Origin of the sequence: Acidithiobacillus marinus, assembly GCF_002847505.1 — a bacterium.
Taxonomy (GTDB): domain Bacteria; phylum Pseudomonadota; class Gammaproteobacteria; order Acidithiobacillales; family Acidithiobacillaceae; genus Acidithiobacillus; species Acidithiobacillus marinus.
Genome location: NZ_MXAV01000034.1, coordinates 48,406 through 74,696, shown reverse-complemented (window position 1 = coordinate 74,696; position 26,291 = coordinate 48,406). Strand labels below are relative to the sequence as shown.

Here is a 26,291-nt window from a genome sequence, read left to right as displayed (position 1 = left end):
ATAGTGTGAAAAATGCTTGCGCTGACCCAGATAATTCAAGGCCGCCTTTGGGTCAGTGTAACAAAGGAGGTCTGAGGGTCAATATGAAACGCTCATATGCAGCGTCCATGGAATACCAAAAGCGTCGCAAAAACGATCAAAGTCCGAGATTCTGCCAAATGGCAGCGGTCGCCTCATGCTGATTCAGGGTATAAAAATGCAAACTGGGGGCGCCCTGAGACAGTAGCTGTTCACATTGTCGACTCAGCAGTTCAATGCCAAACTGAGTCTGCGACTGAAGATCATCACCTAAGGCCTCCATACGTCGCCGTATATATTGGGGCAACTCGGCACCGCACATGGCAGAAAAGCGGGTAATCTGCTCAAAGTTGGTGATGGGCATCACCCCTACGACCACAGGAACATCCACTCCACGCTTTTGCAGATCTTCCAGAAGCTGCCAATAGGCGTCCGGATTATAAAAGTACTGCGTGATGATACTATCTGCACCCGCCCGCACTTTTTCGGTCAGATGCTGAAGATCATCCGGGGCAGAAGCAGCCCGGGGGTGGATTTCCGGATAGCCCGCCACGTAAATCTCAAAACCGCCAAATTGATGAATAAATGCTACCAGATCAGCTGCATATTCAAAGTGCCCGGGATTGGACATCCCTTCGGGCAAATCGCCACGTAGAGCCACAATCTTTTGAATACCTTGATCACGATAAGCTTCCAGGATTTCCCGGATGCCCGCTTCGGTGGATCCGATACAGGACAGATGAGGAACCGCCTCCAGATCATATTCCTGACGGATCATGGCGACCGTGGCAAAAGTCCGCTCTCGCGTGGAGCCTCCCGCGCCGTAGGTCACCGAAGCATATTCCGGCTTCAATGCCTTCAAGACACGGATAGTTTCCCGCAGGCGTTCCTCACCTGCGGTGTTTTTCGGCGGGAAAAACTCGATAGAGTGCGTCATCAGTAACGATATGCGTCGTTCTTGAAGGGACCATGGACGTCCACACCCAGATAATCCGCCTGGGCAGACGTTAACTGCGTCAGCACCCCGGCAAAACCTTCTACCATATATCGAGCCACTTCCTCATCCAGGGTTTTCGGCAACACGGTAACCGTAATTCGGGAGGCCTTCTGATCGGCAGACAGGTCGGCAAAGCGCTCACCGTAAAGATGAATCTGGGCCAGCACCTGGTCAGCAAAAGAGCCATCCATGATGCGGCTGGGATGCCCGGTGGCATTGCCCAGATTGACCAGTCGCCCTTCGGACAAAAGAATCAGGTAATCATCGCTGTCGGCGTTAAAGTCCTTGCCCGCCGACGCATCGCGATACACCTTGTGCACCTGAGCCTTGACCTCGTCCCAGGCCCAGTTGGCACGCATGAAAGCCGTGTCAATTTCATTATCAAAGTGACCGATATTACACACCACCGCGCCCTTCTTGAGAGCCTTCAACATGCCCGCATCGCAGACATTGTAATTACCCGTGGCTGTCACCAGCAGATCGGTCTGTCCCAGCAGTCCCCGATCTATACAGGCATCAGTACCATCATTAATGCCTTTCTGATAGGGTGAAACTACTTCAAAACCATCCATACAGGCCTGCATGGCACAAATGGGATCGACCTCGGTGACCCGCACAATCATGCCTTCCTGACGCAGGGAAGCGGCCGACCCCTTGCCCACATCACCATAACCCAGCACCAGGGCGCGCTTACCCGACAACAAGTGGTCGGTAGCGCGCTTGATGGCATCATTGAGGGAGTGGCGACAACCATACTTGTTGTCATTTTTACTTTTGGTCACCGAGTCATTGACATTGATGGCCGGCACCTTGAGTTTGCCTTCCTTGGCCATTTCCCAGAGACGATGAACACCCGTGGTAGTTTCTTCGGAAACGCCATGAATGTTTTCCAGCAACTCGGGGTATTTATCGTGGAGCAAGCCGGTCAGGTCACCACCGTCATCGAGAATCATGTTCGGCCGCCAGCCATCGGGTCCGGTAATGGTCTGTTCCACGCACCACCAGTATTCTTCCTCACTTTCACCCTTCCAGGCAAAAACCGGAATACCGGCTGCGGCAATAGCCGCCGCTGCCTGATCCTGAGTAGAAAAAATATTGCAGGAAGACCAGCGCACCTCAGCCCCCAAAGCCACCAGAGTTTCGATGAGCACCGCCGTTTGGATGGTCATGTGGATACAACCGGCAATACGCGCACCTTTGAGTGGCTGTTGGGCCTGATACTTGCGACGAATGGCCATCAGGGCCGGCATTTCGGTTTCGGCAATACGGACTTCCTTGCGTCCCCAGGCTGCCAGGGACATATCCGCCACTTTATAGTCTTCAGCAGTTTTCAGCACAGCATTCATGCAGGTCATTTCCTTTTATCATGAAAGCGAGCGCGGTTTTACGGGAGTAACCGGGCCGAGCCTGACCGCCAGAAATATGGCGACTGCAGCGCTCCTCGACTCGATCATCTGGCGGAGACCAGCTCCGCACAAAGCTTTTTACCGCAGTCCGGCAGCATCCCGCAAGGCCGCAGCCTTGTCCGTCCGCTCCCAGGTGAATTCCGGTTCTTCACGACCAAAATGTCCATATGCTGCCGTTTTCCCGTAAATCGGGCGCAACAAATCGAGCATCTGAATAATACCCTTGGGGCGCAGATCAAAATGTTCCCGTACCAGGGCGGCTATACGATCATCATCAATTTTGCCAGTACCAAAGGTGTCCACCATCAGGCTGACGGGTTGGGAAACGCCGATGGCATATGCCACCTGGACTTCACAACGGCTCGCCAGACCAGCGGCGACAATGTTTTTAGCCACGTAACGGCCAGCGTAAGAAGAGGAGCGATCAACCTTGGAAGGGTCTTTCCCGGAAAAGGCGCCGCCGCCATGACTTCCCTGACCACCGTAGGTATCAACGATGATTTTGCGACCGGTGAGGCCGCAATCCCCAACAGGTCCACCAATCACAAAACGGCCGGTAGGATTGATCAGGTACTTGGTATCCTTATGGAGCATTTCCGAGGGCAAGACCGGCTTGATGATTTCTTCCTGCACGGCTTCCACAAGGTCAGCATGAGAAATATCCGGGCTATGCTGGGTGGAAAGCACGACGGCATCAATCGCTACCGGGCGGCCATCTTCGTAACGCACAGTGACTTGACTTTTGGCATCGGGTCGCAACCAGGGCAGACGGCCATCCTTGCGCACCAAGGCCTGGCGCTCGGTAAGACGATGAGCAAAGTAAATCGGGGTCGGCATCAGTACATCGGTTTCATCGCAGGCGAAGCCGAACATCAAGCCCTGATCGCCAGCGCCTTGATCCAGATCAAGCCCTGCCCCTTCATCCACGCCCTGGGCAATATCCGGAGACTGTTTATCGAGGGTCTGGACTACGGCACAGGAAGCCCAGTCAAAACCCATTTCCGATGAGTCATAGCCGATACGGCGCACGGTTTGCCGGGCCACGTCGGCATAATCGACGGTGGCAGTCGTGGTGATTTCACCAGCCAGCACGATCAGTCCGGTAGTAATCAGGGTTTCTGCGGCAACCCGACCACGGGTATCCTGGGCGAGGATGGCATCCAGGATGGCATCGGAAATCTGGTCTGCGACCTTGTCGGGATGACCTTCGGAAACAGATTCAGAAGTAAAAAGATGGCTTTTGGACATGCGTTCAGGCTCCTTGCTGGCGTGGCCGATGAGTCGGGGACAGACCGCACTATAGCAAAGGATATGCTGACAAGCGAAGTGAAAGACACTCACTTCACGAACAAAAAAGACTCAAGCTCAGGGTCGGGAAGGGCCAATAATTGGGAAAGACGTTTTTTTACTACCCCCCCAAAAATAGGAGATGCCGCCCGTGACCTGAATATTATTAAGATTGGCGGCGTTAGGCGTCGGACTGTCGAACAGCAGCTGATCCTGCACATCCAGACGCAGGCCAAAGTGGTCACCCAAAGCGTATTGATATCCCAGACCAAAAACCCCCATCAGCGAGGTCCCGCGCCCTATATCCTGGTTGAACCGGTTGCTGGAAGCCCCGAGACCCAGGGTGAGGAAGGGAGTGTTGGGGCTATTGAAAGCATAGACATTACCCAACAATGCCCCACTGAACTGATTCGCTTCCGCCGCTTTGGAGTGCGGAGCAATATCCTGTAAATGAGCAAATGCGGCAGCCACCTGCGCCTCCACCCCCAGATGTCCATCCAGGCGCTGCCCCAGACGCAAGCCGAGTACTGGACCGCTGTCATGCTGAGCAAGTCCACTGGCACTGCTAAAAAACGTGTTCCCGCCAAAAAGGTTCACATAAGTCTGGTCATGGGCAACCGGCTCCGCAGCCCATGCCGGAATAGCAAGAGCCAGCATCGAAAGCGCCAGCATATTACCCAGAACCCTGATCATGACCAGACCCACCTCAGACAGGACAACACAATTCTTGAAAACCTGTTATGATAATAGACTGATTTCAGCAAAAATACCACATCCAACCTAGCAATTTGATAAAAACCCAACAAGGAGTTGTCATGTCCACATTGATCTGCGGATCACTGGCCTTTGATACCATCATGGTGTTTCAGGACCGTTTCAAGGCCCACATTCTGCCGGAACAGGTACACATGCTGAATGTGTCCTTTACAGTCCCCGAAATGCGCCGGGACTTTGGCGGCTGTGCGGGAAACATCGCCTACAACCTCAAACTCCTGGGCGGCAATCCCATCATTGCGGGCACCGCCGGACAGGACTTCACCCCCTACCTGGAGCATCTCGAAAAACAAGGCCTGGATACCAGCCTGATTCGTATCCTCCCGGATCATTATACCGCCCAGGCCTTCATCACCACCGATCTGGATGATAACCAGATCACCGCCTTTCATCCCGGAGCCATGTTCATGGCCCAGGACAATCATCTGGAAGGCCATATCCCCAGTGACACCCATTGGGCCATTGTCTCTCCCGACGGTCTGGGTGCCATGGTTCAACATCTGGAAGATCTCACCCGCGCCAGCATCCCGACCCTCTTTGATCCTGGTCAGGGCCTACCCCTTTTTGATGCCCAGACCCTGACCCGACTGATCGATCTGGCCGATTACCTGACGGTGAACGACTACGAGTACCAGATGGTGCAGGCGCGCACCGGTCTCAAGCCGGATGAACTTAAACAGCGCCTGAAAGCCATGATTGTCACCAAGGGCGAACAGGGTTCCGTGATTTACCATGATGGCCAGGAAACCCACATTCCCGCCGCCAAACCCAAGGCCGTAATCGATCCGACGGGTTGTGGTGACGCCTATCGGGCAGGTTTGCTGTATGGTCTTGAGCGCGGGCGGGACTGGGAAACCTGCGGGAAAATTGCCTCCCTGATGGGTGCTTACAAAATCGAAACGGCTGGCACCCAGAATCATCACTTTACCTGGGCAGAATTTCAGGCACGTTATCAGGAAAATTTCGGCAGCAAACTCGATTGATCAGGAGCTATCAGGTCACGATGGGCTTGTCTTCCGCATCCCAGACATTGATCCCTCCACCCAGATTGTAGACCTCGTTAAAGCCCATTTCCTGCAAGGTGACAGCGGATAGTGCCGAGCGCGTACCGCTGTCACAATACAATACCACCACCCGATCCCGAGCCTGAGAAAGCAGCGGATGACAATGACCGTAATCCGGGTCCGCCAGAGCCTCCAGATAACCCCGGGGGACATGGATTGCTTCGGGCAGATGCCCCTCGATAAAAGCGTGGGCTTCGCGCACATCCACAAGGACGATATCATCCCGCGTCCGTAACCAGTCTTCCAAAGTATCCACGTCAATTTCACGAATCTGACTCCGCGCATGCCGTATAAAATCTGCCAGAGATTTCGCCATCATTTTCTTCTCCATTCTGCCTCGCTGAAGAGCATACACCCCTGCGTCCGCCCCAGAACCAGAGTTTAGCACCCCTCACCATCCGCTTTCACGCGCATCCGGCAGCGCGCGCAAAATGGAACGTTTTCACGAAAAATCAAAGAATAATAATCCCTTTCCTTTGCCTATAATATTATTCTATGATGAAAACATCTTTCCTTAGCCCAGAGGAGTCTCACCATGCCTGCCAAACGTTCACGTAAAGATGCATGCCAATTACCCCCTCTTGGAATGGACGAAACCAGCCTCTGTTCTGACACCCGCCATTATCTCGCGCACACGCTCGGTGCCGATGAGGAAAATGCTTCGAAAAACAATCTTTACACGGCACTTTCCATGAGTTTGCGCGATCGTCTGGTGGAGCGCTGGAAAAACACCCAAAAGAAAGTGATAGAGGAAAAAGGCAAACGCACCTTTTACCTATCCCTGGAATTTCTCCTGGGCCGCACCATGGGCAATGCCTTGCTCAATCTTGGCTTGGAAGAAGCGGCCGAGAAGGCCGTTGCACAGGAACATCGCCACCTGAGTGACATCATTGAAGCAGAACCGGATGCAGGCCTGGGTAACGGTGGACTTGGCCGCCTCGCCGCCTGTTTCCTGGATAGTTGCGCCTCTCTCGGCCTACCCGTCACCGGCTATGGTATTCGCTACAGTTACGGCATGTTCCGTCAGGAGATCCGCGGCGGTGAACAGGTGGAAGAACCAGACCACTGGTTGAAAAACGGATATCCCTGGGAACTGAAACGTCCGGAAAGGGTGCGGCATGTTCATTTTTTTGGGCGCAGCGATGTCTACGCCGATGCCCATGGCAAACTCAAGCATCGCTGGGTGGATACACACGATGTGCTCGCCGTCCCCTATGACATTCCCATACCCGGTTATCGCAATGAGGTTGTCAACACCCTGCGTCTGTGGCGTGCGGCTTCCACCGACATCTTCGATCTGGGTGAATTCAACGCGGGGGCCTATCCGGAAGCGGTGGCGGCCAAAAATAACGCCGAACATATCAGCATGGTGCTGTACCCCAATGACAGCAGCGAGAACGGCAAGGAACTGCGCCTGCGTCAGCAGTACTTTCTGGCTTCTGCCAGCCTCCAGGATGTGGTTGCCGACTGGGTCGCCATCCACGGTGAGGACTTCCGCCACTTCGCCAAGCAGCACTGCTTTCAGCTCAACGACACGCATCCGAGTTGTGCAGTGCCGGAACTGATGCGTTTACTCATGGACGAACATGGCCTGGACTGGGACAGCGCCTGGAACATCACCAGCCAGACCATGGCCTATACCAACCACACTCTCCTTCCCGAAGCCCTGGAACGCTGGCCGGTACGCCTGTTTCAGCAACTGCTGCCACGCCTGCTGGAAATTATTTTTGAGATCAACGGTCGTTTCCTCCAGGAGGTCGCCCGCAAGGCTCCCGGTGACACCGCCCTACTGCGGCGCCTGTCCATCATTGAGGAAGGTAACGAACAAATGGTGCGCATGGCGCATCTGGCCGTGGTCGGCAGCTTCTCCATCAATGGCGTTGCCGCACTGCACACCGAGTTACTTTGTGAGGAACTATTTGCCGATTTTTACCGCCTCTGGCCCAGAAAGTTCAACAACAAGACCAATGGCGTCACCCCGCGCCGCTGGTTGCAATGGGCCAACCCTGCCCTGCGGGAGTTGCTGACTGAACACATTGGTCCCGAATGGAAAAACGATCTGGATCACCTGAAGAAACTCGCCCCCTTTGCAGAGGACCCGGCATTCCGCAAACGCTGGGATGGCGTCCGCCAAATCAACAAGGCCCGTCTGGCCCATCTGGTGCAGGAACATACCGGGGTGCAGTTCATTCCGGGGGCCATGGTCGACACCCAGGTCAAGCGCATTCACGAATACAAGCGCCAACTCCTGAATGCCCTCCACGTCATTCATCTCTACGACCGCATCAAACGGGGTGAAAGCGCCGAGGTCACCCCCCGCAACGTGCTCTTTGCCGGAAAGGCCGCGCCGGGTTATTTCATGGCCAAGCGCATCATCAAGCTCATCAACAACATCGCCAACGTCGTCAATCATGATGCCGATACGGCCGGACGCCTGCGGGTCTGCTTTTTGCCCGACTACCGGGTGTCCCTCATGGAAAAAATCTGCGCAGCTACAGACTTATCCGAACAGATTTCGACAGCAGGCAAGGAAGCCTCCGGAACCGGCAACATGAAGTTCATGATGAATGGCGCCCTGACCATTGGGACACTGGATGGTGCCAATATCGAAATTCGCGAGGCGGTCGGGCCTGAGCATTTTTTTCTTTTCGGCCTGAACGCGCATGAGGTCAGCCGCTTACGGCATGATTACCGGCCCGACATTTATCTGCAGGCCGATCATGATCTGCAAAGAGTCATGGAGCTTTTATATAGCGGTTTTTTCAATGCCTTCGAGCCGTGTGTTTTCGATCCGATCATCCAGACTTTGAATAATCCTCATGATCCCTGGATGGTACTGGCCGACTTCACCAGCTATAAACTCAAGCAGCAGGAAGCCGCTGCGCTATGGCGTGATCAGGCCGAGTGGCAGCGTCTGAGCATTTTGAATACGGCTGCCAGTGGTGTTTTTTCCAGTGACCGGACCATTCAGGAATATAATAGGGATATCTGGCATCTCGAGCCTCTGGTGATGGCCCCATGACAGAATCCAGTCAATCTGGTTTAATGCGCTTTGTTCGCATTTATTTCCTGTACAGAGAATATTGATGGCTCACTCACCGCGCCCCTTACTCCTATTGATTCTGGATGGCTGGGGCTACCGCGAAGACCCGGAAAACAACGCCATTGCCCTGGCTCGTACCCCCAACTGGGATGACTGGTGGCGTAGCCACCCCCATCAACTCCTCAACGCTTCCGGCGCCTCTGTAGGCCTGCCCGGTGGTCAGATGGGTAACAGCGAAGTCGGGCATATCAATATCGGCGCCGGACGCGTGGTCTATCAGGAATATGAACGTATCAACCGGGGAATACTGGATGGCAGCTTTTACCATAACAGTGCCCTTTGTGCTGCGGTAGATGCTGCGCAATCTCAGGGTGGTGCCGTACATATATTGGGACTACTCTCGGCAGGCGGAGTGCACTCCCATGAAGAGCATCTGTTTGCAGCGCTCCGCCTGGCGCGGCAACGGGGCGCGGAGCGCGTCTATGTGCATGCTTTTCTTGACGGGCGAGACACCCTGCCTCGCTGTGCCGCCAGTTCTCTGGAAAACCTGGATGCCCAGGTTGAAGCTCATGGTGGCAAACTGGTATCGTTGATCGGCCGTTTTTATGCCATGGATCGGGATCATCGTTGGGATCGTGTGCAACAGGCCTATGACTTGTTGACGATGGGTGCTGGAACCCGTTATCCCAATGGGCAGGAAGCCCTGGCCGCCGCCTATGCGCGCGGGGAAAGTGATGAATTTGTATCACCCTCCTCCATCGGCAACACCCCTACCTGTATCCAGGATCATGACGCTGTGCTGTTCATGAATTTTCGTTCTGATCGTGCCCGGCAGATTACCCGCCCTTTCATCGAGTCCGATTTTGATGGTTTTCCTCGTCAGGTTACGCCCAAACTGGCCGATTTTGTGACCCTCACGGAATATAGTGAGCATTTTGATGTGCACGTCGCCTTTCCTCCGACCCGCATCAAAAATACGCTCGGTGAATGGCTTTCTAACCGTGGTCTACATCAGTTGCGTATTGCCGAAACCGAAAAGTATGCTCATGTTACCTTTTTTTTGAATGGCGGGGATGAAACCGTTTTTCCCGGTGAAGATCGCATCCTTATCCCTTCCCCTAAAGTCACCACTTATGATCTGCAACCGGAAATGAGCGTTCAGGCGCTCTCCGATGCCCTGGTGGAACAAGTGGAAAGCCGTCAGTACGACGCCATCATCTGCAATATCGCCAACCCCGACATGGTCGGCCATAGTGGCAAGCTCAGTGCCGCCATTGCCGCAGTGGAAGCTGTCGATCACAGCCTTGGCCGGATTGTCAGTGCTGTCCGTCATGTGGGTGGCGAAGTGCTCATCACCGCCGACCACGGTAACGTCGAGCAAATGCTGGATACCGAAAGCGGCCAAGCCCATACCTCCCATACCTGTAATCCAGTGCCCCTCTTGTACATCGGCCGCCCCGCCAAAATTCACGCGGGTGGTGCTTTGGAAGATCTTGCTCCGACCTTGCTGCATTTAATGGGTCTGCCCACCCCACCGGAAATGGGTGGGAAAAATCTGGTACAGATCATCTAGATGACCCCAGGGAATTTGCTGCGCTCGGCAATCCTGCTGGTAACGGCGGGATTACTCCCCATGGCGGCAAATGCGAGTTCGCTTCAGGAAAAAATTCAAAGTAACCGCGAAAAACTGGAACACTTGCATGAGAATTTGGGTCAGGTTCAGGCCCATCTCAGCGCTGGCCAAAAAACCCAGGCGGAGCTTCGCCAAGAAATCAAGGTGTTGGATCAAAAAATTACCGTCACCCGCAAAAAACTGGCGGGTATTCAAACCCAGCAACGGCAAACCCAGGATAAATTGAAGGCGCTCAAAGAAAAAATCACTGCCTTGCAAAATGAATTAATCCAGCAAAAAGGGATTCTTGGCAAGCAGATGCAAGGCGCTTACATGCTGGGCAGCAGCACCCCCCTCGCGGTCTGGCTGCAAACCGAAAAACCCGGAGAACTGGGGCGTATGAGCGTTTTTTATGCCGCTCTGGCCAAGGCTCGGGCAGCACTCATTGTTAAAACTCAAAATACCGCTGCGCAAATTGTTCAGGCTCGCCTTCAGGTAGAACAACGCGAAGCGGGTCTGGTCAAACTCGCCGCACAAATCCAGGCCCAGGAAAACACTCTGAACCAGCAGCGCCAGCAACATGCCACCCTGGAAAATCAACTGTCGGATCGGATCGCCAGGGATAAGGCCAAAATTGCCGAGTTACAGGCCAATGCCAACATACTCAATGGCCTGGTAAGTCGGCTGGTGGTCCAATTCCGGCATCAGGAAGCAGTTGCCGAAGCCCAGCGCAAGGCGGCTGCTGAAGCGGCGGCACGGGCGGCTGCCGCCAGAGCCCGGGCAGCCGCCGAAGCACGCGCCGCAAAGCAGCGCCGCCTGGCGGCAGAACGACGTGCGGCCGCACAAAAAGCCCAGGAAGAAAAGCGCGCCGAGCAAGTCCAGCGCGCAGCCGAAAATGCGGCTCCCCCGACCACGATCGTGCGCCCTCCGAAGATCAGCACCGTGCCAGCGCCCCCTGTACCAAGCCCCGCCCCCAGTGCGGGCCAGCCTCCTCCGAGCACCCCGATCATCGGTCATGGCCGCTATCCCGCCCCCGTCAACGGTCCCATTACCGCCCGCTATGGCAGTCCGCGCGTAAGCGGTGGGCTGGACTGGCAGGGCATTACTTTTCAGGCTGCACAAGGCACGCCGGTTCGTGCCATCGCCCCGGGCATGGTACTGTATGCAGGGCCCCTCAGAGGTTATGGACAGATTGTGATCGTCCAGATTGGTCATAGCCTGCTCAGTATTTATGGGCATCTGGGTTCTACCGATGCCCACGTCGGCGAACAAATCGCGGCTGGGCATCAGGTTGGTACTGTAGGTAGTGGCGGCGAACTGGGGAATGATGGCCTGTACTTCGAGATCCGCAATGGCGGGCACCCCGTCAATCCTTTGGACTACATTCACAATTGATTCCGACCTGGCCACGCCGTTTCGGAAACCGACAGCCTGTTTTCTGGAGACAATCATCATGATCCCGCTGCGCCACATTTTATCCCGCCCCTCTGGTCACTGGCTCAGATTCAGCGTTCTGTTGGTACTGGGTTGTATCTATGCGGGAAATACGCTGGCGGCTACAGAGCAGAGCCCAGTCCCCCTGCAACAAATCCAGACCCTCAGTCAGGTTTTTGCCATCGTCAAATCCAATTATGTGGACACGACTTCAGACAAAAAACTTATGGACGGTGCCATCAGTGGTATGGTCAGTGCGCTGGATCCCCACTCAGCTTACCTGACGCCCAAGGAATTCAAGGAAATGCAGGTAATCACTGATGGTAAGTTCGGTGGTCTGGGAATTGAAGTCACGGGAGATCACGGGATTCTCAAGGTCGTAGCACCCATTGATGGCACTCCGGCTGCCAAGGCCGGCATAGAACCCGGGGATCTGATTATCAAAATCGATGGTAAAGCCCTACAAGGCATTGGCTTGCAGAAAACCGTCGACATGATGCGGGGCAAACCGGGTACCCAAGTGACTCTGACCATTCTGCGTCCCCACCAGAACCAGCCTCTCCATCTGACCCTCACCCGGGCCATCATCAAGGTGCAAAGTGTCCGTTCCGCCATGCTGGCTCCGGGCTATGGCTATATTCGCATCAGCCAGTTCCAGGAAAATACCGGCCGGGAAACCCGCAAGGCCGTGGAAAAACTCGAGAAGGAAGCCCAGGGGCATCTGAAGGGTCTGATTCTGGATTTACGCAACAATCCGGGGGGCGTTTTGGGCGCCGGTGTCGAAACCGCCGATACCTTCCTGAACAAGGGCCTGATTGTCTATACCAAGGGCCGGACTCCCGACAGTGATATGCGCTTTAGCGCCCATGGTCCCGATTATCTGCACGGTGCACCCATGATCGTGCTCATCAACGGCGGCTCGGCCTCTGCCGCCGAAATTGTGACTGGTGCGCTCAAGGACGATCATCGTGCCCTCATCATGGGCCAACGCAGTTTTGGCAAGGGTTCCGTGCAGACCGTTATTCCTCTGAGCAATGGCGGAGCACTGAAGCTCACGACGGCCCTTTATTACACCCCGGCAGGTTGCTCCATTCAAAGCCAGGGGATTGTTCCCAATGTGGAAATTCAGCCAGCCAATCCGCAATTACGGGCACTGGATGAAGACCTCCTCAAGGAATCAGAATTAAAAGGCGTACTCAAGGCTCCGGATGCCTGCAGTCAGGTAAAACCCCAGTACATCATCAGCACAGCACCTGCCAAACCGGCTCTTGCCACGGCCCAGACCAGCAGCGCCACAAGCCAGGAGGATGCCATAGCCGCGTCCAGTATTCGCAAACCGAATCTGGAAAAAGATACGGTATTGCGTGAGGCATTGCGCATTCTCGAAAATAAAGCGGTTCCGGTGGATGTGCATGGTCATAGTGCCCAGGAAGTCATTCCCTTGGCCTTGGCGGCGAGTCAGTAGTGCCCGGGATAAATCTCGTGAAAAACGGGTCAAAGTTTTCGGAAATTTTGCAATGGAAGTGGTGACAGATGGTTAGCACAGAGATTCACGGGGTAATCCGCTAATGTCTTCAGCCAAGCAGATACTCATCCCCGTAGCAGCGGGTTTTGAAGACATGGAAGTGGTCATTTGTAGCGATATTCTGCGCCGCGCTGGCTGTCAGGTGGTGCTTGCTGGCCTTGCTCCCGGGCCGGTTACCGGCGGGCGGGGACTGTCCCTGCTCCCGGATCAGACCTGGGAGAATATCCATGAAACAGATTACGATTTGATTATCTTGCCGGGGGGCATGGGGGGTGTGGAAAATCTGGAAAAGCATGCACCCTTGTTAGCCTCACTGCAACAACGAACCCGGCGAGGTGCCCTGATTGCTGCTCTTTGTGCTGCACCGGGCCTTCTGGCCCGCCAGCAGCTGCTGGACAACCGGCATGTGACGGCCTACCCCGGCGTACTGGACCCGCTTAGCCGCCAGTATCACTATGAAAACTCCGCCGTAGTCGTCGATGGTCCCCTGATCACCTCACGTGGACCCGGCACGGCTATGGATTTTGCGCTTACCCTGGTGGAGATCCTTCTGGGACCTGAAAAAAGACAGGAAACAGAAATTCCACTGCAACGCAGTACCTACTGAGACTTTCCCTTTTTCTGTGACTATGGATAATAGGGGAGCATCACTTAACCTGAAGGAATATTTATGAAACTTCGTGCGGTCATTCTTGCTGCCACTGTCAGCGCCTTTGCCATCCCTGCTTTTGCTGCTCCCGTAGCCACGGTCAATGGGACTCCCATCGACAATAGTGAAGTCCAGGCTATCATGTCCATGAGTCCAGCCTTGGCCAAAGAGCCCAATGCCCACGAGCAGGTCGTGCAGAATCTGGTCAATATGGAAGTACTGTCTCAGTATGCGACCAGCCACAATCTGGGCCAGTCTCCTGATGTCAAGGAACGTCTGGCCATGGCCAAGCGCCAGATTCTCGCCGATGCGGCAGTGGACCAATATGTGCAGGAGCATCCGGTTCCCGAATCAGATATCCAGGCGGCTTATAACAAGTTTGTTGCGGCCATGGGTAAAAAAGAATATGAGGTTCGCCACATTCTGGTGAAAACCAAGCCTGAGGCCGAAAAAATTCTGGCAGAACTCAAGGCCGGCAAGAAATTCTCCACCTTGGCGGAAAAAGACTCCATCGACAAGGCCAGCGCTGCCCATGGTGGCGAGCTTGGCTGGATTGTGCCCGGAATGGTGGTGCCGCCCTTTGCCCAGGCCATTGAAACGGCCCCCATTGGCAAGCCCATAGGCCCGGTACAAACCCAGTTTGGCTATCATATTATCGAAGTCCAGAAGACCAAGGCTTTGACCCCTCCCCCTCTCAGCGCTATGAAAGATCGTATCAAGGCGCAGCTTTCGCAGCAGGAAGCCGCCAAGTTCGTGTCAAATTTGCGTAGCAAGGCAAAAATCGACATCACCAAATAAAAGCGTTATCAACCCATCCAGCGCCGGGGTCATTCCCGGCGCTTTTTTTTGTCCTAATGTATCCCCATATGCTGATAGGTGTCGGAGCTTTCCGGGCGATCTGCGCCTTGCCAGCAGTCGGGGCAGACGCCACAATGGGAAGCAGGGTACACAGAGATCAGGGGGCCTGGGGAAATGAGTAAAACGCAGCAACGCCGCAGTACCATTCTGGAGCGAGAGCCGAAAACGGAAGAGCCAAGAATGTACAAGGTCTTGCTGATGAATGACGATTTCACACCTATGGATTACGTCGTTCATATTCTCGAAACCTACTTTCACAAGCCCCACTCTGAAGCGGTTGCGGTGATGATGTCTGTTCATCATCAAGGTAAAGGACTCTGCGGAGTTTTCCCCTACGACCTGGCTGAGACCAAGGTCGCGCTGGTGACCGCAGATGCCCGACAGCACCAGCATCCACTCCGCTGTGTCATGGAAAAGGAGTAATACCGATGATCGACAAGGCGTTGGAAAAATCCATCAATCAGGCATTTCAGATTGCCCGACAGTACGGCCATGAATATGCATCGGTAGAACATTTGCTGCTGGCTCTGCTCGACAATCCGGAAGGCCAGGAGGTTCTGCGGGCGTGTGGCGGAAATACCGTCCATCTTTCCATGGAATTGCAGAATTTTCTGGAGCGCAAGGTACCGGCCATGGGTCCCGCTGGCACCGTCAACACTCAACCCTCGGTAGGCTTTCAGCGCGTCATTCAGCGCGCGCTTTATCACGTTCAGTCTGCGGGCAAAGAAGCCGTATCCGGTGCCAATGTGATTGTTGCCATGTTTGCCGAGCGCGAATCCCATGCGGTGTACTTCCTGCAGAAAGAACATGTGACCCGACTGGACGTTGTCAACTATCTGGCGCACGGCCTGCGCAAGGATGAAGCCATGGACGAGGAAGAAGAGGAAATCGAAGGCAACACCGAAAAAAAGGGAAACAGCAAGGATCCCCTGCAAGCCTATGCCCGCAACCTGAATGCCATGGCCAGAGCCGGACGTCTTGACCCGCTGATCGGGCGCCAGGATGAAGTCATCCGGGCTTTGCAGGTACTGGCACGGCGTCGCAAAAATAATCCCTTGTTTGTCGGCGAACCCGGAGTGGGTAAAACCGCCATCGTCGAAGGTATTGCCCGCGCCATTGTCGCCGGAAAAGTTCCGGAGTTGCTGGAAGACGTGACCATTTACGCCCTCGATCTGGGTGCCCTGATAGCCGGTTCACGCTATCGTGGCGACTTTGAGGAGCGCCTCAAGGCCGTCTTGAAAGCCCTGCGCAAGCAGCCGGGCAGCATTCTTTTCATTGACGAAATCCATACCCTGATTGGTGCTGGTGCTGCCTCCGGCGGTGCCATGGATGCCTCCAATCTGCTTAAACCGGCGCTGGCCTCTGGCGAACTCAAGTGTATTGGCGCTACCACCTACCAGGAATTTCGCCAGTATTTCGAAAAAGATCGCGCCCTCACCCGGCGCTTCCAGAAAATAGATGTTCCTGAACCTTCCCAGGAAGAATCGGTGCAGATTCTGCGCGGTCTGAAAAGTCAATTTGAGCAGCATCACCATTTGCGTTACACCGACACCGCCCTGCGCGCCGCCGTGGAACTTTCGGTGAAACATATTCATGACCGCCACCTGCCGGACAAGGCCATTGATCTTATTGACGAGGTAGGTGCAGCCCAGGCTTTGCTACCGCCCTCCAAGCGGAAAAAAAGTATTGGCATTCATGACATTGAAGAAATGGTGGCGAGAGTTGTCCGAATTCCCGGCAAAAAAGTCTCCCTGGATGACCGGCAGGCCCTGAAAAATCTGGAAAGAGATTTGGGTCTGGTGATTTATGGCCAGGAGAAGGCCATTCAGGAGCTTTCCTCCGCCATCAAAATGGCTCGGGCCGGACTCCGCCATCATGAAAAGCCGGTGGGGACCTTCCTGTTTTCCGGACCCACCGGTGTCGGCAAAACCGAACTCAGCCGGCAATTGGCCAGCTTGCTGGGGATACCCCTGTTACGCTTCGATATGAGCGAATACATGGAACGCCATACGGTATCCCGCCTGATTGGCGCTCCTCCCGGCTATGTAGGACATGATCAGGCCGGACAGCTGACCGAGGCCGTCAGCCGTAATCCCCATTCGGTGCTGCTCCTCGATGAAATCGAAAAAGCCCACCCGGATATTTTCAATGTCCTGCTGCAGGTCATGGATCACGGCAAACTGACCGATGCCGGGGGCCGCTCCGTGGATTTCCGCCATGTCGTGCTGATTATGACCACCAATGCCGGCGCGGAATCCCGGAACAAGGCCAGTATTGGCTTCATGAAACCCGCTGAAAAGGAAGGCGGTCAGGAAATGGAAACCATCCGGCGGATATTCTCACCGGAATTTCGCAACCGTCTGGATGCCGTCGTTCCCTTCAGCGCCTTGTCCCGGGAAAACATCCTGCATGTAGTCGACAAGTTCATCATGGAGCTGGATGAACAGTTACTCGGCAAGGGCTACAGCCTCGAAATCAGCCCCGAACTCCGCCAGTGGCTGGCTGACAAGGGCTATGATCCGCAGATGGGAGCCCGGCCCATGGCCCGGGTCATTCAGGAACATCTCAAAAAACCCCTGGCGGAACATATTCTTTTCGGGGATCTGCCCAAAGGCACACGGATTACCGCCACCCTGGAAGAGGGTGCAGTCACACTGCAGATCCCCGAAGCAGTGTCTGCGGAATAAGTATGGACGCTTGCGGGTTTCATTTTGACAACAGCTACGTCCGCAAGCTGGAGGGCTTTTTCGCCCCCTGGCAAGCGGCAACTGTACCCTCCCCCCGCTTATTGATGCTCAATCATCCTCTGGCCACGGCGCTGGGACTAGATATTGCTGCATTGGAAACGGAGCGGGGTGCGGCCATTTTTTCCGGTAACATCCTTCCCGAAGGCGCGGAACCCCTGGCCCAGGCCTATGCGGGTCATCAATTCGGTCATTTGTCTCCGCAACTGGGAGATGGTCGGGCCTTGCTGCTGGGCGAAATTCTGGCTCCCGACGGGAAGCGCTGGGATCTGCAACTCAAGGGTTCGGGACGTACCCCCTTTTCCCGAGGCGGCGACGGCAAGGCAGCCCTCGGACCCGTGTTGCGAGAATATCTGCTGGGGGAAGCCATGCACGCCCTCGGTATCCCCACCACCCGCGCCCTGGCTGCGGTCAGTACCGGGGAGATCATTCACCGCGACACACCCCAGCCTGGCGCTATTTTGACCAGAATAGCCGCCAGCCATATCCGCGTCGGTACTTTCCAGTTTTTTGCCCTGCGCGATGATCGGGACAAGGTCCGCAAACTGACCGACTATACCCTTGCCCGTCACTACCCGGACGCTCAGCACACCAGCAATCCCTATCTTGCGCTCTTTCAGGCGGTAGCGGAACGCCAGGCGGCGTTACTGGCGCGCTGGATGCTGGCAGGTTTCATTCATGGGGTGATGAACACCGATAACATGAGCATTGCCGGAGAAACCATCGACTATGGTCCCTGCGCGTTCATGGATCGCTATGATCCTGCCACCGTATTCAGTTCCATTGACAGTCAGGGGCGCTACGCCTACGGTAATCAGCCGCTGATTGCGCAATGGAACCTGACCCGCTTTGCCGAAACACTGGTGGAACTGGTGGATCCAGACAGTGAAACAGCCATTGCCCTGCTGACCGAAGCCATCAACCAATTTCCCCGGCAATATACCGCGTATTGGCTACAGGGCATGCGTACCAAACTGGGCTTGATCACAAACGAAGACCAGGATCAGGATCTGGCCCAGCAATGGCTGACGGCCCTGGAAGAGAACTCGGTGGATTTCACCCGGGCTTTCCGCAGTCTCTCGACAGTCGTTCTGGGTAATCCTGCGGCCCTGCGCAGTCAGTTTGATGTACCCGCTGCGGCTGACCCTTGGTTGCAACGCTGGCAGGAACGACTAGCTCGTGAGCCCATGCCAGCCACCGAACGGGCCGCTCGCATGGATCAGGTGAATCCCGTATATATCCCGCGCAATCATAAAGTCGAGGAAGCCCTGCAAGCGGCCACCCAGCAAGGCGATCTGGGTCTCTTTCAGCGCCTTCTGGACGTGCTTGCCGAACCCTTCAATGAACGCCCGGGACTGGAAAGCTACGCCCAGCCAGCGCCCGAAAGCTTCGGGGTTTACAAGACCTTCTGTGGTACCTGAGTGCTGAGAAAATCCAGCACACGCTGCACTTGGGCATGGATGTCCGCATAGGCGTCAGCCACTGCCTCCAGCATCTCTGCAGGGCTTTGAATACCCGGTTGATTCGGGATGATTTCGTCGGCAGCATGCTGGATCAGGGCGGCAATGGTAGTGGCCGTACTTTCCAGATGAAATTGCAAGCCGATCACCTGACTACCGATCTGAAAGGCCTGATTTTCACAGGCAGCACTATGGGCCAATCGGGTTGCGCCGGCCGGCAAATCAAAAGTCTCCCCATGCCAATGAAAGGCCAGAAATTGCTTGGGAAACTGAAAATGATCCGCATCGCTCTTGTCTGCCTGTACGGGAAACCAGCCGATTTCCTGCTGCCTGGCCGGATACACCCGCGCCCCGCACACATGGGCAATTAGTTGGGCACCCAGACAAATGCCGAGAATCGACAAATCGGCCTGGATGGCTTCGGCAATGAAGCGCTTTTCCGCAGACAACCAGGGGCAGTCCACTGCATCATGCACACTCATGGGGCCGCCGAGAATGATGAGCAGATCAAAGGCGGAGGGATCTGCTGGCAACCGCTCATCGGCATGAAAGCGCGTCCAGGTCACCTGGGCCTTGCGATCCTGTAACCAGGTTGCCATGCTTCCCAATCCTTCAAAAGGTACATGCTGTAACACATGAACACGCATGACGGAAACCCTCCCTCTGCTGACAAAACCTATCAAAATGCAAGGCTACTCCCAAAATAACAAGCCCGTCAGCCCTTTCAGATCTGACGGGTTTGGATCAACGATCCGGCATCAATTGCTTACTTTTTTGGGGCCTTGGCCATCCGCAAGTAGGGCAGTTTGATATCGATATTGCCAAACTTTTCCTTGGCCTGATCATCATTCAGGGACAGGGCCACGATGACATCTTCGCCGGGAACCCAGTTGGCGGGAGTAGCGATCGGCACGCCATCCGTCGCCTGAATGGCATCCAGAGCACGCAGAATTTCCGCAAAATTGCGGCCTACAGACATGGGGTACAGCATGGTGAGGCGTATTTTCTTGTCAGGACCGATAATGAACACGGAACGCACCGTCGCTGTATTGGCTGCAGTTCGACTATCGGGAAGATAAGCATCAGCCGGCAGCATGTCGTAGAGCTTGGATACTTCCAGGGAAGTATCGTCAATGATCGGGAAATCCGCCGGCGCGCCCGCGAAGGCTTCAATATCCCGCTTCCATTTTTTGTGCTCTTCCACACTGTCCACGGAAACGCCCATCACCTTGGTGTTGCGTTTGGCAAATTCAGGGGCCAGTTTAGCTACCGCACCAAATTCCGTTGTACAGACCGGGGTAAAATCGCGGGGATGAGAGAAAAGAATGGCATAACTATCACCAATCCATTCATGGAGATTGAGCTTCCCTGCCGTGGAATCTACGGTAAAGTCCGGAGCAACATCATTAATACGAACGGTCATATGATTCATCCTCTATCTATTCAGGTTAAGGTCAGGTACTACGCATCTTCACTACACAATCACTATACCAAAGCTGATTTAGAATATCAACAGATATTTTTTTAATAAAAATTAGACTAGTTTTAAATAGTAGTTCACAGGTGTTGTTCTTATTGACCAGCTTCAGGGAGAGCGCCAGTAGGGCGCCAGCAACAAGGCTTCTGGCACCAGGGTTTTGATCGCTGCAGGAATTTCCAGGGTCAGACCGGGGCGCGGACGGATACTCACCCAGAGCAGGTTAGTGCGCAGGTTCAGGTCGGCAAACACGACCCAGCTGTCATAATGTTTGAGTACGGCATTGATAATACGCAAGGTATGCTGCTGACACAGGCCGCTTTTATCCCGTAACCCGGGAATCAGCATACGGAAGTCGGAGAGTAGATGACCGTTTTCATCACGACTGGGAACCCGACGCCAGAGGGGTTCATCGGGGTGGAAAAAAGCTTGAGAGGCCTTCTTCAGTACGCTGGAATCAGGATGCTTCCGTAATGATGGTGCTGCAGACATGGGAGTCTCCTGCATGTGCAAGTCACCCCCACAGTCTGCCTGCTCCGCTGCGGGGCGGCAAGCCCCGCAGCAAGCGGTGAAGTTTTATCCGTGGCGCTTGACGTCCGCTTCGATAATTTTGCGCGCTTCAGCGAGATTGGCCCAGTCTTTCATCTTCACCCACTTACCGGGCTCAAGATCCTTGTAATGCTCAAAAAAGTGGCGAATCTGCTGGCGGATGTGTTCCGGTAAATCCTCGACATCGCGAATGTCGGCATAACCCGCTGCGACTTTTTCGTGGGGAACGGCAACAATTTTCGCATCAATTCCATGCTCATCTTCCATCATCAGGACACCGACAGGACGGGCACGAATGACCGTACCGGGAGCTACCGGCTGGGGAGACCAGACCAGACAATCGGTGGGATCGCCATCATCGGAGAGGGTGTTGGGAATAAATCCGTAGTTGAGGGGATAATGCATGGCCGTGAACAGAAAACGGTCGACGAATACCGCACCGGCTTCCTTGTCCATTTCATATTTGACGGAAGAACCCTGGGGCACTTCGATCACCACATTGATATCGTCCGGTAAGGATTTACCCGCCGGTATTTTTTTCAGGTCCATAGATCACTCCTTGATGGTGGTTCAGGGAAAAAGACAACGTACCCGCTCCAGATCAGCCAGCGTATCCACGCCGGCCAGGGGCACTTCCGCAGAGCAATATACCGCAATTTGCACGCCACGCTCCAATGCGCGCATTTGCTCCAGCGATTCGATCTGTTCCAGAGGACTGGTTGGCCAGCGGGCATAATCCTGCAGAAACTGGTGGCGATAGGCATAAAGTCCGATATGACGCCACCAGTGCCCGCCATCCGGCAAAGGGTCCTGTGACTGCATGGGGAAATACTGGCGATACCAGGGAATAGGGGCACGGGAAAAATACCGGGCATGCCCCTGGTCGTTACAGATCAGCTTTACGGCATGAGGGTCTGCCAGTTCCCCCCAATGATGGATGGGGACAGCGGCCGTCGCCATTTTCAAGGCCGCATTTTCCAGCAACAGTTTTGCCGTGGCCTGCAAAAGAGCAGGAGGCATTCCGGGTTCATCGCCCTGCAGGTTGACGATTACCGTATCGGCAGGTAAGTCCAGTAACCGGGCGGCTTCGGCGAGTCTTTCCGTCCCGCAGACATGGTCAGGTGAGGTCAGCAAGGCTTCTCCGCCATGCGCTTCAATGCAGGCGACAATTTCCGGGTGATCGGCGGCCACCACGACCCGGGATGCGCCGCTTTCCACGGCGCGACGACGCACCTGTTCAATCATGGGTAAACCGCCCACTTCCAGCAGCACCTTGCGGGGCAGGCGGGTAGAGGCCAGGCGGGCCGGAATGAGCACACAAAAACTCATGCGGAGTTGTCCGTATAGGGCTTGGCCTCATCCAGCAACAGCACCGGAATGTCATCGCGGATGGGATATTGCAGGTGACAGCGCGGACAACAGAGGGCCTGCCGTTGTGCGCAGGGTTGCAGTCCTCCTTTGCATTGGGGACAGGCCAACAAATCCAACAAGCGACGATCAATGCTCATGATTCCTCCGGGTTGAAAGCGCCCTTTCCAGCCAGGGCATGAAATCTGCCACAAGTTGCGCTTCTATGCGCAACACCCAGTCATCCGCATGGGCGAACCCTCGACATTTTACGGCATCTTTTTCGGTCATGACGAGTGGCCGTGGCAAATGCTCAATATCCTCCCGACGAAAAACATGATGGTCCGGAAAAAACCGGGCATCCACTATAGCTCCCAATGCCTGCAAGGTATCGACAAAGCGTTGCGGACGGGCGATACCGGTCACGGCAGTCCAGTGTTGGCCAGTCAGGCTTTCCAGACTGCGGGTCCGCTGAGGGTCGGCGAGGGCCTGCAAATCCCGGGGCCGGACCTGAAATTGAAAACGCGGCGGCGATTCGCCAGGCGCCAGACTGGCCGCCGCCGCTGCATCCAGCAACAAGGCATCGGCCTCTGCGAGGGCGGCAGGAGATTCGCGCAGCGGGCCCGCCGGCAGGCAGTGACCGTTTCCCAGGGGTTGAGCTCCGGACATGACCAGAAAACGCAAGGTCGGGCGCAGAGCAAGGTGCTGGAAACCATCATCCAGCAAGGCCAGATCAAAGCCCTCTGCGGCTGCCGCCGCAATGGCACGGTGACGGTCAGGGCAGATGAAGACGGCCTGGTCAGCTTGCGTCTGGAACTGCGCCAGTAATAGCGGCTCATCTCCGGCCTGCTGCGCTGAGTCGCCCGCCTGCACCCGATAGGGCCAATGGGGAGGCTGCGCCCCATAGCCGCGACTGATGATAGCCACCCGCCAGCCCGCAGTGTTGAGCAATCTTGCCAGAGCCGCCACCAGCGGCGTTTTACCACTACCGCCGACACTGAGATTTCCCACCACGATGCTCGGGATGGCCGCTGGCCGTCCATGAATATGCCGCCGCCGCCAGGCCGCTACACTCCCAGTCAGAGCACCCAGAGGGCGTAAACTCGTGGCGAGCCAGCCGCCCTCCTGCCATTGTGCTTCGAGGGTCCGGCGCAGGGTCACCAGTCAAAAACCCGCTGCAAAAACTCGGGAAGACGCTCCCCGGCCAGGCGTCGTTCCTGCCAGAAAACCCGCCGCGTCGCATCGCCGCGCTGCCGCGCCGTCATCACATCTGCAGACAGATCCTGCCAATGCTGCAACACTTGTGCCGGTTGATCCAGAACCTCCACTGCACCGGCGTCCAGATGGCTGATAGCATTCACGATCACGCCCGGATGCACACTCACCGGTCGTGATCCGGCATAAACCTGCCATTGCAAAAAAGAGGATGCAGATTGCAGATGGACGGCCTGAGCGGCTGCGGCCAGGGCGGGATACCAGCGTTCTTCATCGACGGCCAACAGCGAACCAGCGGGCAGGGGTTGGCGCTGCCAGCGTGATAGCTTCGGCAAGTCTTGGGGAGTTTCCTGTCCGCCCAAAAACAGAATGCCTCGGCGCGACAAGGAGGATGCCAACCAGGCTTGTCGCCAGACCTGCCATTGTGTACCACTCAGGCCCTGGACCCACCAGAGGAGTCCTTCTTCGGTGCCACTGATCATGCTGCGAAAATTGGGATCCACTTGGGCGATGGTAAAAAGGGTCGCGAAATCCACCGGCTCCTGCAATAGCGATGCAGCGATTTTACCCTGCCATAATTCCGCCTGTGCTGAATCGCGAGGATAAATAGCTTCCAGCAGGGTTGGTCGGGAGTTTCCGGGATCGGCCGCCATCAGGATACTGGGGACTTTCCGGCGTTCCAGCGCTGCCGACAAAACCTGACGCGGCGCACGACCCAGTGCCAGATAACGCAGTGGGCTGAGTTTATCGAGGGTGCGCTCCACCGCCTGGGGATGATCACAGGGACCAAAGCCGTAGCCCAGACGCTCAATGCCTTCCGTATGCTGTTGCAACATCTGCGGATACTCTTGCTCAAAGGTCATGACCATACGGAGATCCCGACGCTTTTCGGCAATGGCCCTGGCGAGTTCTACACCTAGTCGCTGTTCGTCGGCAGCTGTAAAACTCTGCATCCAAAGGATCGGTCCCCGCTCACCCGGCGCCTTGATCCATCCCCAGCGGGCATTGGCCTGCCCCTGGCGACCCGCGCGCGCATCCTGCCAACTGGCCCAGCGTCCGCGCAACCATTGATTTTCGTAATAGCTCATAGAGGACTAATCATACTGGCGGCTTACTAAATTGTCCGCCTGTTTGCGTAAATCAATCATGGTTGTTTCCAATTGCTGCTGCAGTGTGGCCTGCATGACGGAGTCTGCATCCCGGGGAATCTGCAAAGCTTCTCCCCAGGTAATGACTATGCGTGTTCCCGGATAAGGCAACAAAAATCTATCCCAGCTGGAAAAACATTTGGCCCGCCGGGCCGAATAGCTCACCGGAATAATGGGCAGGCCGGAAATACGAGCGAGATCAATCACCCCTTTTTGCAAGACCTCACGGGGGCCTCTGGGTCCATCTGGGGTAATGGCCAGGGTGTGCCCGCTCAGAGCCATCTTGAGCATCCCTCTGCCCCCTTTCACTGCACCCCGTCGCGATGAGCCGCGCACGGCGGAATAGCCCCAATAGGCCAGAGTCATGGCAATCAACTCTCCATCCCGATGTTCACTGATGAGCACATGAATATCACGACCGCCGACGCGCCGATAGGCTTCGGTGATCATTACTCCGCGTCCATGCCAGAATGCCAGAATAAAAGGCTGTCCCGCTGCAATCTGTTGCCGAACCGGGGCGTCGCCCACTTCTTTCCAGCGCAAGGTCAAGGCTATGCCTTTGATCATAATAGCTGCCAGCCGAGCCGTCAGACGCTGGGAACGTCCTTCCAGTCGCACCGTTCAGCGATTACTCAAGGTGGCGAAACTGATGCGGGTCAACCCAGCTTGCTGGGCGGCATCCAGCACGTCAATCACATACTGCTGCGTGGTGTTTTTATCGGCACGCAACACGATCACGCGTTGCGGATCCTTGGCTGCCAATGCTTTCAGGCGTCCCAGCAAATCCGCCATGGGCACAACGACCTTATCCATCTGCACCTGTCCACTGGCACTCAGATCAATGGTGATGGGCGTCTTGGGCAGCCCCGCAGCAGCCTGCTGGGCCTTGGGTAATTGCATGGAGAGATGGGATTGATGCTCAAAACTGCTGGTCACCATGAAAAAAAGGAGCAGCACCAGCACAATATCCACCATGGACACCACATTGATGTCTGGCTCTTCGTTGACGCGAGGGCGCAGGTTCATCTTCCCGAACCTCCGGAAAGCGTATTCACCACTTTCAAGGCTTCTTTTTCAATGGCCAACACCAGACCATCCACCTGCCCCTTGAAATATCGATAAAATATCAGGCTGGGAATGGCAACAATCAGACCGCTGGCGGTGGTAATCAGTGCTTCGGCAATACCACTGGCCAAAGCCTTGGGATCGCCGGCTCCCACCATGCCGATGGCCGCAAAGGCGTGCATGATTCCGAACACCGTTCCCAGCAAACCCAGCAGAGGGGACACGCCGGCGATACTGCCGAGAAAGTTCAAAAAACGATCCAGATGCGCCACTTCTTGCCGGCCACTTTCTTCTATGGATTCCTTGATGACATCCCGGGGCTGACCGGCCTGCTGCAAGGCCACCAGCATCAGCCGCGCCAGGGGTGTGTCGTTTTCGTAGAGCAGCTTGACCGCCTGCTGGACTTTTCCGGCTTCGACCAGATCAGTGACCCGGGGAGCCAAATCCCGGGGCGCAATACGGGTCTTGCGCAGCACCCAGAAACGGTTGCCAATAATCGCCAGAGCGATGACGGCCAGGAGAATCAGAAGGGGGAGGACAAAACCACCCAGTTTAAATAACTGCAGCAACTCCTGCACATCGCCTCCAGCTTTCTATTAAATTGGACGAAGCAGGAATA

General features: G+C 55.5%; 26 protein-coding genes and 1 riboswitch. Of the genes, 10 read left to right on the top strand and 16 right to left on the bottom strand.

Annotated features, from left to right (window positions below; genetic code table 11):
* Positions 1–136 precede the first annotated feature (136 nt).
* The 4 genes from metF to B1757_RS08375 form a co-directional block, all read right to left on the bottom strand.
* Positions 137–955, bottom strand: a complete 819-nt coding sequence (metF, locus tag B1757_RS08390; protein ID WP_101537881.1) for a methylenetetrahydrofolate reductase [NAD(P)H] — start codon at positions 953–955, stop codon at positions 137–139.
* Positions 955–2,361: an adenosylhomocysteinase gene (gene ahcY, locus B1757_RS08385; protein ID WP_101537880.1), complete on the bottom strand. Its 1,407-nt coding sequence runs from the start codon at positions 2,359–2,361 to the stop codon at positions 955–957. The genes metF and ahcY overlap by 1 nt, the downstream gene beginning before the upstream one ends.
* A 21-nt stretch (positions 2,362–2,382) precedes the next feature.
* Positions 2,383–2,464, bottom strand: a riboswitch (S-adenosyl-L-homocysteine riboswitch).
* A gap of 35 nt (positions 2,465–2,499) precedes the next feature.
* Positions 2,500–3,669, bottom strand: a complete 1,170-nt coding sequence (gene metK, locus B1757_RS08380; RefSeq protein WP_101537879.1) for a methionine adenosyltransferase — start codon at positions 3,667–3,669, stop codon at positions 2,500–2,502.
* A gap of 117 nt (positions 3,670–3,786) precedes the next feature.
* Positions 3,787–4,401 (bottom strand): outer membrane beta-barrel protein, encoded by a 615-nt coding sequence (locus B1757_RS08375; protein WP_101537878.1) that lies wholly within the window; start codon positions 4,399–4,401, stop codon positions 3,787–3,789.
* Positions 4,402–4,523: 122 nt separating this feature from the next.
* Between B1757_RS08375 and B1757_RS08370 the strand changes: the two genes are divergently transcribed.
* A complete protein-coding gene (locus B1757_RS08370; RefSeq protein WP_101537877.1) occupies positions 4,524–5,465 on the top strand; it encodes a carbohydrate kinase family protein in 942 nt (313 codons plus the stop codon).
* Positions 5,466–5,475: 10 nt separating this feature from the next.
* Here B1757_RS08370 and B1757_RS08365 read toward each other — a convergent pair whose 3' ends face one another.
* Positions 5,476–5,862, bottom strand: coding sequence for a rhodanese-like domain-containing protein (locus tag B1757_RS08365; protein WP_101538041.1), 387 nt, complete (start codon positions 5,860–5,862; stop codon positions 5,476–5,478).
* Between the two features lie 219 nt (positions 5,863–6,081).
* Between B1757_RS08365 and B1757_RS08360 the strand changes: the two genes are divergently transcribed.
* From B1757_RS08360 to B1757_RS08320, 9 genes are all read left to right on the top strand, one after another.
* Positions 6,082–8,568 (top strand): glycogen/starch/alpha-glucan phosphorylase, encoded by a 2,487-nt coding sequence (locus B1757_RS08360; RefSeq protein ID WP_101537876.1) that lies wholly within the window; start codon positions 6,082–6,084, stop codon positions 8,566–8,568.
* A 64-nt stretch (positions 8,569–8,632) separates the two neighbouring features.
* Positions 8,633–10,162, top strand: coding sequence for a 2,3-bisphosphoglycerate-independent phosphoglycerate mutase (gene gpmI, locus B1757_RS08355; RefSeq protein ID WP_101537875.1), 1,530 nt, complete (start codon positions 8,633–8,635; stop codon positions 10,160–10,162).
* On the top strand, positions 10,163–11,596 hold the full coding sequence (locus B1757_RS08350; protein WP_101537874.1) for a murein hydrolase activator EnvC family protein: 1,434 nt from the start codon (positions 10,163–10,165) through the stop codon (positions 11,594–11,596).
* 58 nt (positions 11,597–11,654) lie between these two features.
* On the top strand, positions 11,655–13,100 hold the full coding sequence (locus tag B1757_RS08345; protein WP_101537873.1) for a S41 family peptidase: 1,446 nt from the start codon (positions 11,655–11,657) through the stop codon (positions 13,098–13,100).
* Between the two features lie 103 nt (positions 13,101–13,203).
* A complete protein-coding gene (locus tag B1757_RS08340; protein WP_101537872.1) occupies positions 13,204–13,767 on the top strand; it encodes a DJ-1 family glyoxalase III in 564 nt (187 codons plus the stop codon).
* Between the two features lie 63 nt (positions 13,768–13,830).
* A complete protein-coding gene (locus tag B1757_RS08335; protein WP_101537871.1) occupies positions 13,831–14,607 on the top strand; it encodes a peptidylprolyl isomerase in 777 nt (258 codons plus the stop codon).
* A gap of 174 nt (positions 14,608–14,781) precedes the next feature.
* Positions 14,782–15,090: an ATP-dependent Clp protease adapter ClpS gene (clpS, locus tag B1757_RS08330; RefSeq protein WP_101537870.1), complete on the top strand. Its 309-nt coding sequence runs from the start codon at positions 14,782–14,784 to the stop codon at positions 15,088–15,090.
* A 5-nt stretch (positions 15,091–15,095) separates the two neighbouring features.
* The gene (clpA, locus tag B1757_RS08325) at positions 15,096–17,354 is read left to right on the top strand and encodes an ATP-dependent Clp protease ATP-binding subunit ClpA (protein ID WP_101537869.1); all 2,259 of its coding nucleotides are present in this window, start codon (positions 15,096–15,098) and stop codon (positions 17,352–17,354) included.
* A gap of 2 nt (positions 17,355–17,356) precedes the next feature.
* Entirely contained in the window at positions 17,357–18,832 is a 1,476-nt protein-coding gene (locus B1757_RS08320) for a protein adenylyltransferase SelO (protein WP_101537868.1), read from the top strand.
* On the opposite strand, the gene B1757_RS08315 is transcribed toward B1757_RS08320, so the two are convergent.
* The 11 genes from B1757_RS08315 to B1757_RS08265 all read right to left on the bottom strand — a co-directional run bounded on the left by B1757_RS08315 (position 18,808) and on the right by B1757_RS08265 (position 26,250).
* Positions 18,808–19,518 carry a type 1 glutamine amidotransferase gene (locus B1757_RS08315; RefSeq protein WP_101537867.1) on the bottom strand — a complete coding sequence of 237 codons (711 nt, stop codon included), beginning with the start codon at positions 19,516–19,518 and terminating at the stop codon, positions 18,808–18,810. The two genes, B1757_RS08320 and B1757_RS08315, sit on opposite strands and share 25 nt — an antisense overlap.
* Before the next feature lie 119 nt (positions 19,519–19,637).
* Positions 19,638–20,294, bottom strand: a complete 657-nt coding sequence (locus B1757_RS08310; RefSeq protein ID WP_101537866.1) for a peroxiredoxin — start codon at positions 20,292–20,294, stop codon at positions 19,638–19,640.
* 162 nt (positions 20,295–20,456) lie between these two features.
* Positions 20,457–20,840 carry a hypothetical protein gene (locus B1757_RS08305; protein ID WP_101537865.1) on the bottom strand — a complete coding sequence of 128 codons (384 nt, stop codon included), beginning with the start codon at positions 20,838–20,840 and terminating at the stop codon, positions 20,457–20,459.
* A gap of 84 nt (positions 20,841–20,924) precedes the next feature.
* Entirely contained in the window at positions 20,925–21,446 is a 522-nt protein-coding gene (gene ppa, locus B1757_RS08300; protein WP_101537864.1) for an inorganic diphosphatase, read from the bottom strand.
* Between the two features lie 21 nt (positions 21,447–21,467).
* Positions 21,468–22,226: a 3-deoxy-manno-octulosonate cytidylyltransferase gene (gene kdsB, locus B1757_RS08295; protein WP_101537863.1), complete on the bottom strand. Its 759-nt coding sequence runs from the start codon at positions 22,224–22,226 to the stop codon at positions 21,468–21,470.
* A complete protein-coding gene (locus B1757_RS08290; RefSeq protein ID WP_101537862.1) occupies positions 22,223–22,405 on the bottom strand; it encodes a Trm112 family protein in 183 nt (60 codons plus the stop codon). Before B1757_RS08290 ends, kdsB begins: the two co-directional genes overlap by 4 nt.
* Positions 22,395–23,405, bottom strand: a complete 1,011-nt coding sequence (lpxK, locus tag B1757_RS08285) for a tetraacyldisaccharide 4'-kinase (RefSeq protein WP_101537861.1) — start codon at positions 23,403–23,405, stop codon at positions 22,395–22,397. The genes B1757_RS08290 and lpxK overlap by 11 nt, the downstream gene beginning before the upstream one ends.
* Entirely contained in the window at positions 23,402–24,547 is a 1,146-nt protein-coding gene (locus tag B1757_RS08280; RefSeq protein ID WP_101537860.1) for a hypothetical protein, read from the bottom strand. The genes lpxK and B1757_RS08280 overlap by 4 nt, the downstream gene beginning before the upstream one ends.
* A 6-nt stretch (positions 24,548–24,553) precedes the next feature.
* Entirely contained in the window at positions 24,554–25,225 is a 672-nt protein-coding gene (locus B1757_RS08275; RefSeq protein WP_101537859.1) for a lysophospholipid acyltransferase family protein, read from the bottom strand.
* A gap of 3 nt (positions 25,226–25,228) precedes the next feature.
* Positions 25,229–25,633, bottom strand: coding sequence for an ExbD/TolR family protein (locus tag B1757_RS08270; RefSeq protein WP_101537858.1), 405 nt, complete (start codon positions 25,631–25,633; stop codon positions 25,229–25,231).
* On the bottom strand, positions 25,630–26,250 hold the full coding sequence (locus tag B1757_RS08265) for a MotA/TolQ/ExbB proton channel family protein (protein WP_101537857.1): 621 nt from the start codon (positions 26,248–26,250) through the stop codon (positions 25,630–25,632). Before B1757_RS08265 ends, B1757_RS08270 begins: the two co-directional genes overlap by 4 nt.
* Between the last annotated feature and the right edge of the window lie 41 nt (positions 26,251–26,291).

Bases quoted from the DNA above. Each gene is read 5' to 3' on its own strand.
- B1757_RS08370 (WP_101537877.1), top strand. From the start codon at position 4,524: ATGTCCACATTGATCTGCGGATCACTGGCCTTTGATACCATCATGGTG.
- clpS (WP_101537870.1), top strand. From the start codon at position 14,782: ATGAGTAAAACGCAGCAACGCCGCAGTACCATTCTGGAGCGAGAGCCG.
- ahcY (WP_101537880.1), bottom strand. From the start codon at position 2,361: ATGAATGCTGTGCTGAAAACTGCTGAAGACTATAAAGTGGCGGATATG.
- B1757_RS08335 (WP_101537871.1), top strand. From the start codon at position 13,831: ATGAAACTTCGTGCGGTCATTCTTGCTGCCACTGTCAGCGCCTTTGCC.
- B1757_RS08360 (WP_101537876.1), top strand. From the start codon at position 6,082: ATGCCTGCCAAACGTTCACGTAAAGATGCATGCCAATTACCCCCTCTT.
- B1757_RS08310 (WP_101537866.1), bottom strand. From the start codon at position 20,294: ATGACCGTTCGTATTAATGATGTTGCTCCGGACTTTACCGTAGATTCC.
- B1757_RS08320 (WP_101537868.1), top strand. From the start codon at position 17,357: ATGGACGCTTGCGGGTTTCATTTTGACAACAGCTACGTCCGCAAGCTG.
- B1757_RS08280 (WP_101537860.1), bottom strand. From the start codon at position 24,547: ATGAGCTATTACGAAAATCAATGGTTGCGCGGACGCTGGGCCAGTTGG.
- metF (WP_101537881.1), bottom strand. From the start codon at position 955: ATGACGCACTCTATCGAGTTTTTCCCGCCGAAAAACACCGCAGGTGAG.
- clpA (WP_101537869.1), top strand. From the start codon at position 15,096: ATGATCGACAAGGCGTTGGAAAAATCCATCAATCAGGCATTTCAGATT.
- B1757_RS08375 (WP_101537878.1), bottom strand. From the start codon at position 4,401: ATGATCAGGGTTCTGGGTAATATGCTGGCGCTTTCGATGCTGGCTCTT.
- B1757_RS08365 (WP_101538041.1), bottom strand. From the start codon at position 5,862: ATGGCGAAATCTCTGGCAGATTTTATACGGCATGCGCGGAGTCAGATT.
- kdsB (WP_101537863.1), bottom strand. From the start codon at position 22,226: ATGAGTTTTTGTGTGCTCATTCCGGCCCGCCTGGCCTCTACCCGCCTG.
- B1757_RS08340 (WP_101537872.1), top strand. From the start codon at position 13,204: ATGTCTTCAGCCAAGCAGATACTCATCCCCGTAGCAGCGGGTTTTGAA.
- metK (WP_101537879.1), bottom strand. From the start codon at position 3,669: ATGTCCAAAAGCCATCTTTTTACTTCTGAATCTGTTTCCGAAGGTCAT.
- ppa (WP_101537864.1), bottom strand. From the start codon at position 21,446: ATGGACCTGAAAAAAATACCGGCGGGTAAATCCTTACCGGACGATATC.
- B1757_RS08350 (WP_101537874.1), top strand. From the start codon at position 10,163: ATGACCCCAGGGAATTTGCTGCGCTCGGCAATCCTGCTGGTAACGGCG.
- B1757_RS08290 (WP_101537862.1), bottom strand. From the start codon at position 22,405: ATGAGCATTGATCGTCGCTTGTTGGATTTGTTGGCCTGTCCCCAATGC.
- B1757_RS08270 (WP_101537858.1), bottom strand. From the start codon at position 25,633: ATGAACCTGCGCCCTCGCGTCAACGAAGAGCCAGACATCAATGTGGTG.
- gpmI (WP_101537875.1), top strand. From the start codon at position 8,633: ATGGCTCACTCACCGCGCCCCTTACTCCTATTGATTCTGGATGGCTGG.
- B1757_RS08315 (WP_101537867.1), bottom strand. From the start codon at position 19,518: ATGCGTGTTCATGTGTTACAGCATGTACCTTTTGAAGGATTGGGAAGC.
- B1757_RS08345 (WP_101537873.1), top strand. From the start codon at position 11,655: ATGATCCCGCTGCGCCACATTTTATCCCGCCCCTCTGGTCACTGGCTC.
- B1757_RS08305 (WP_101537865.1), bottom strand. From the start codon at position 20,840: ATGTCTGCAGCACCATCATTACGGAAGCATCCTGATTCCAGCGTACTG.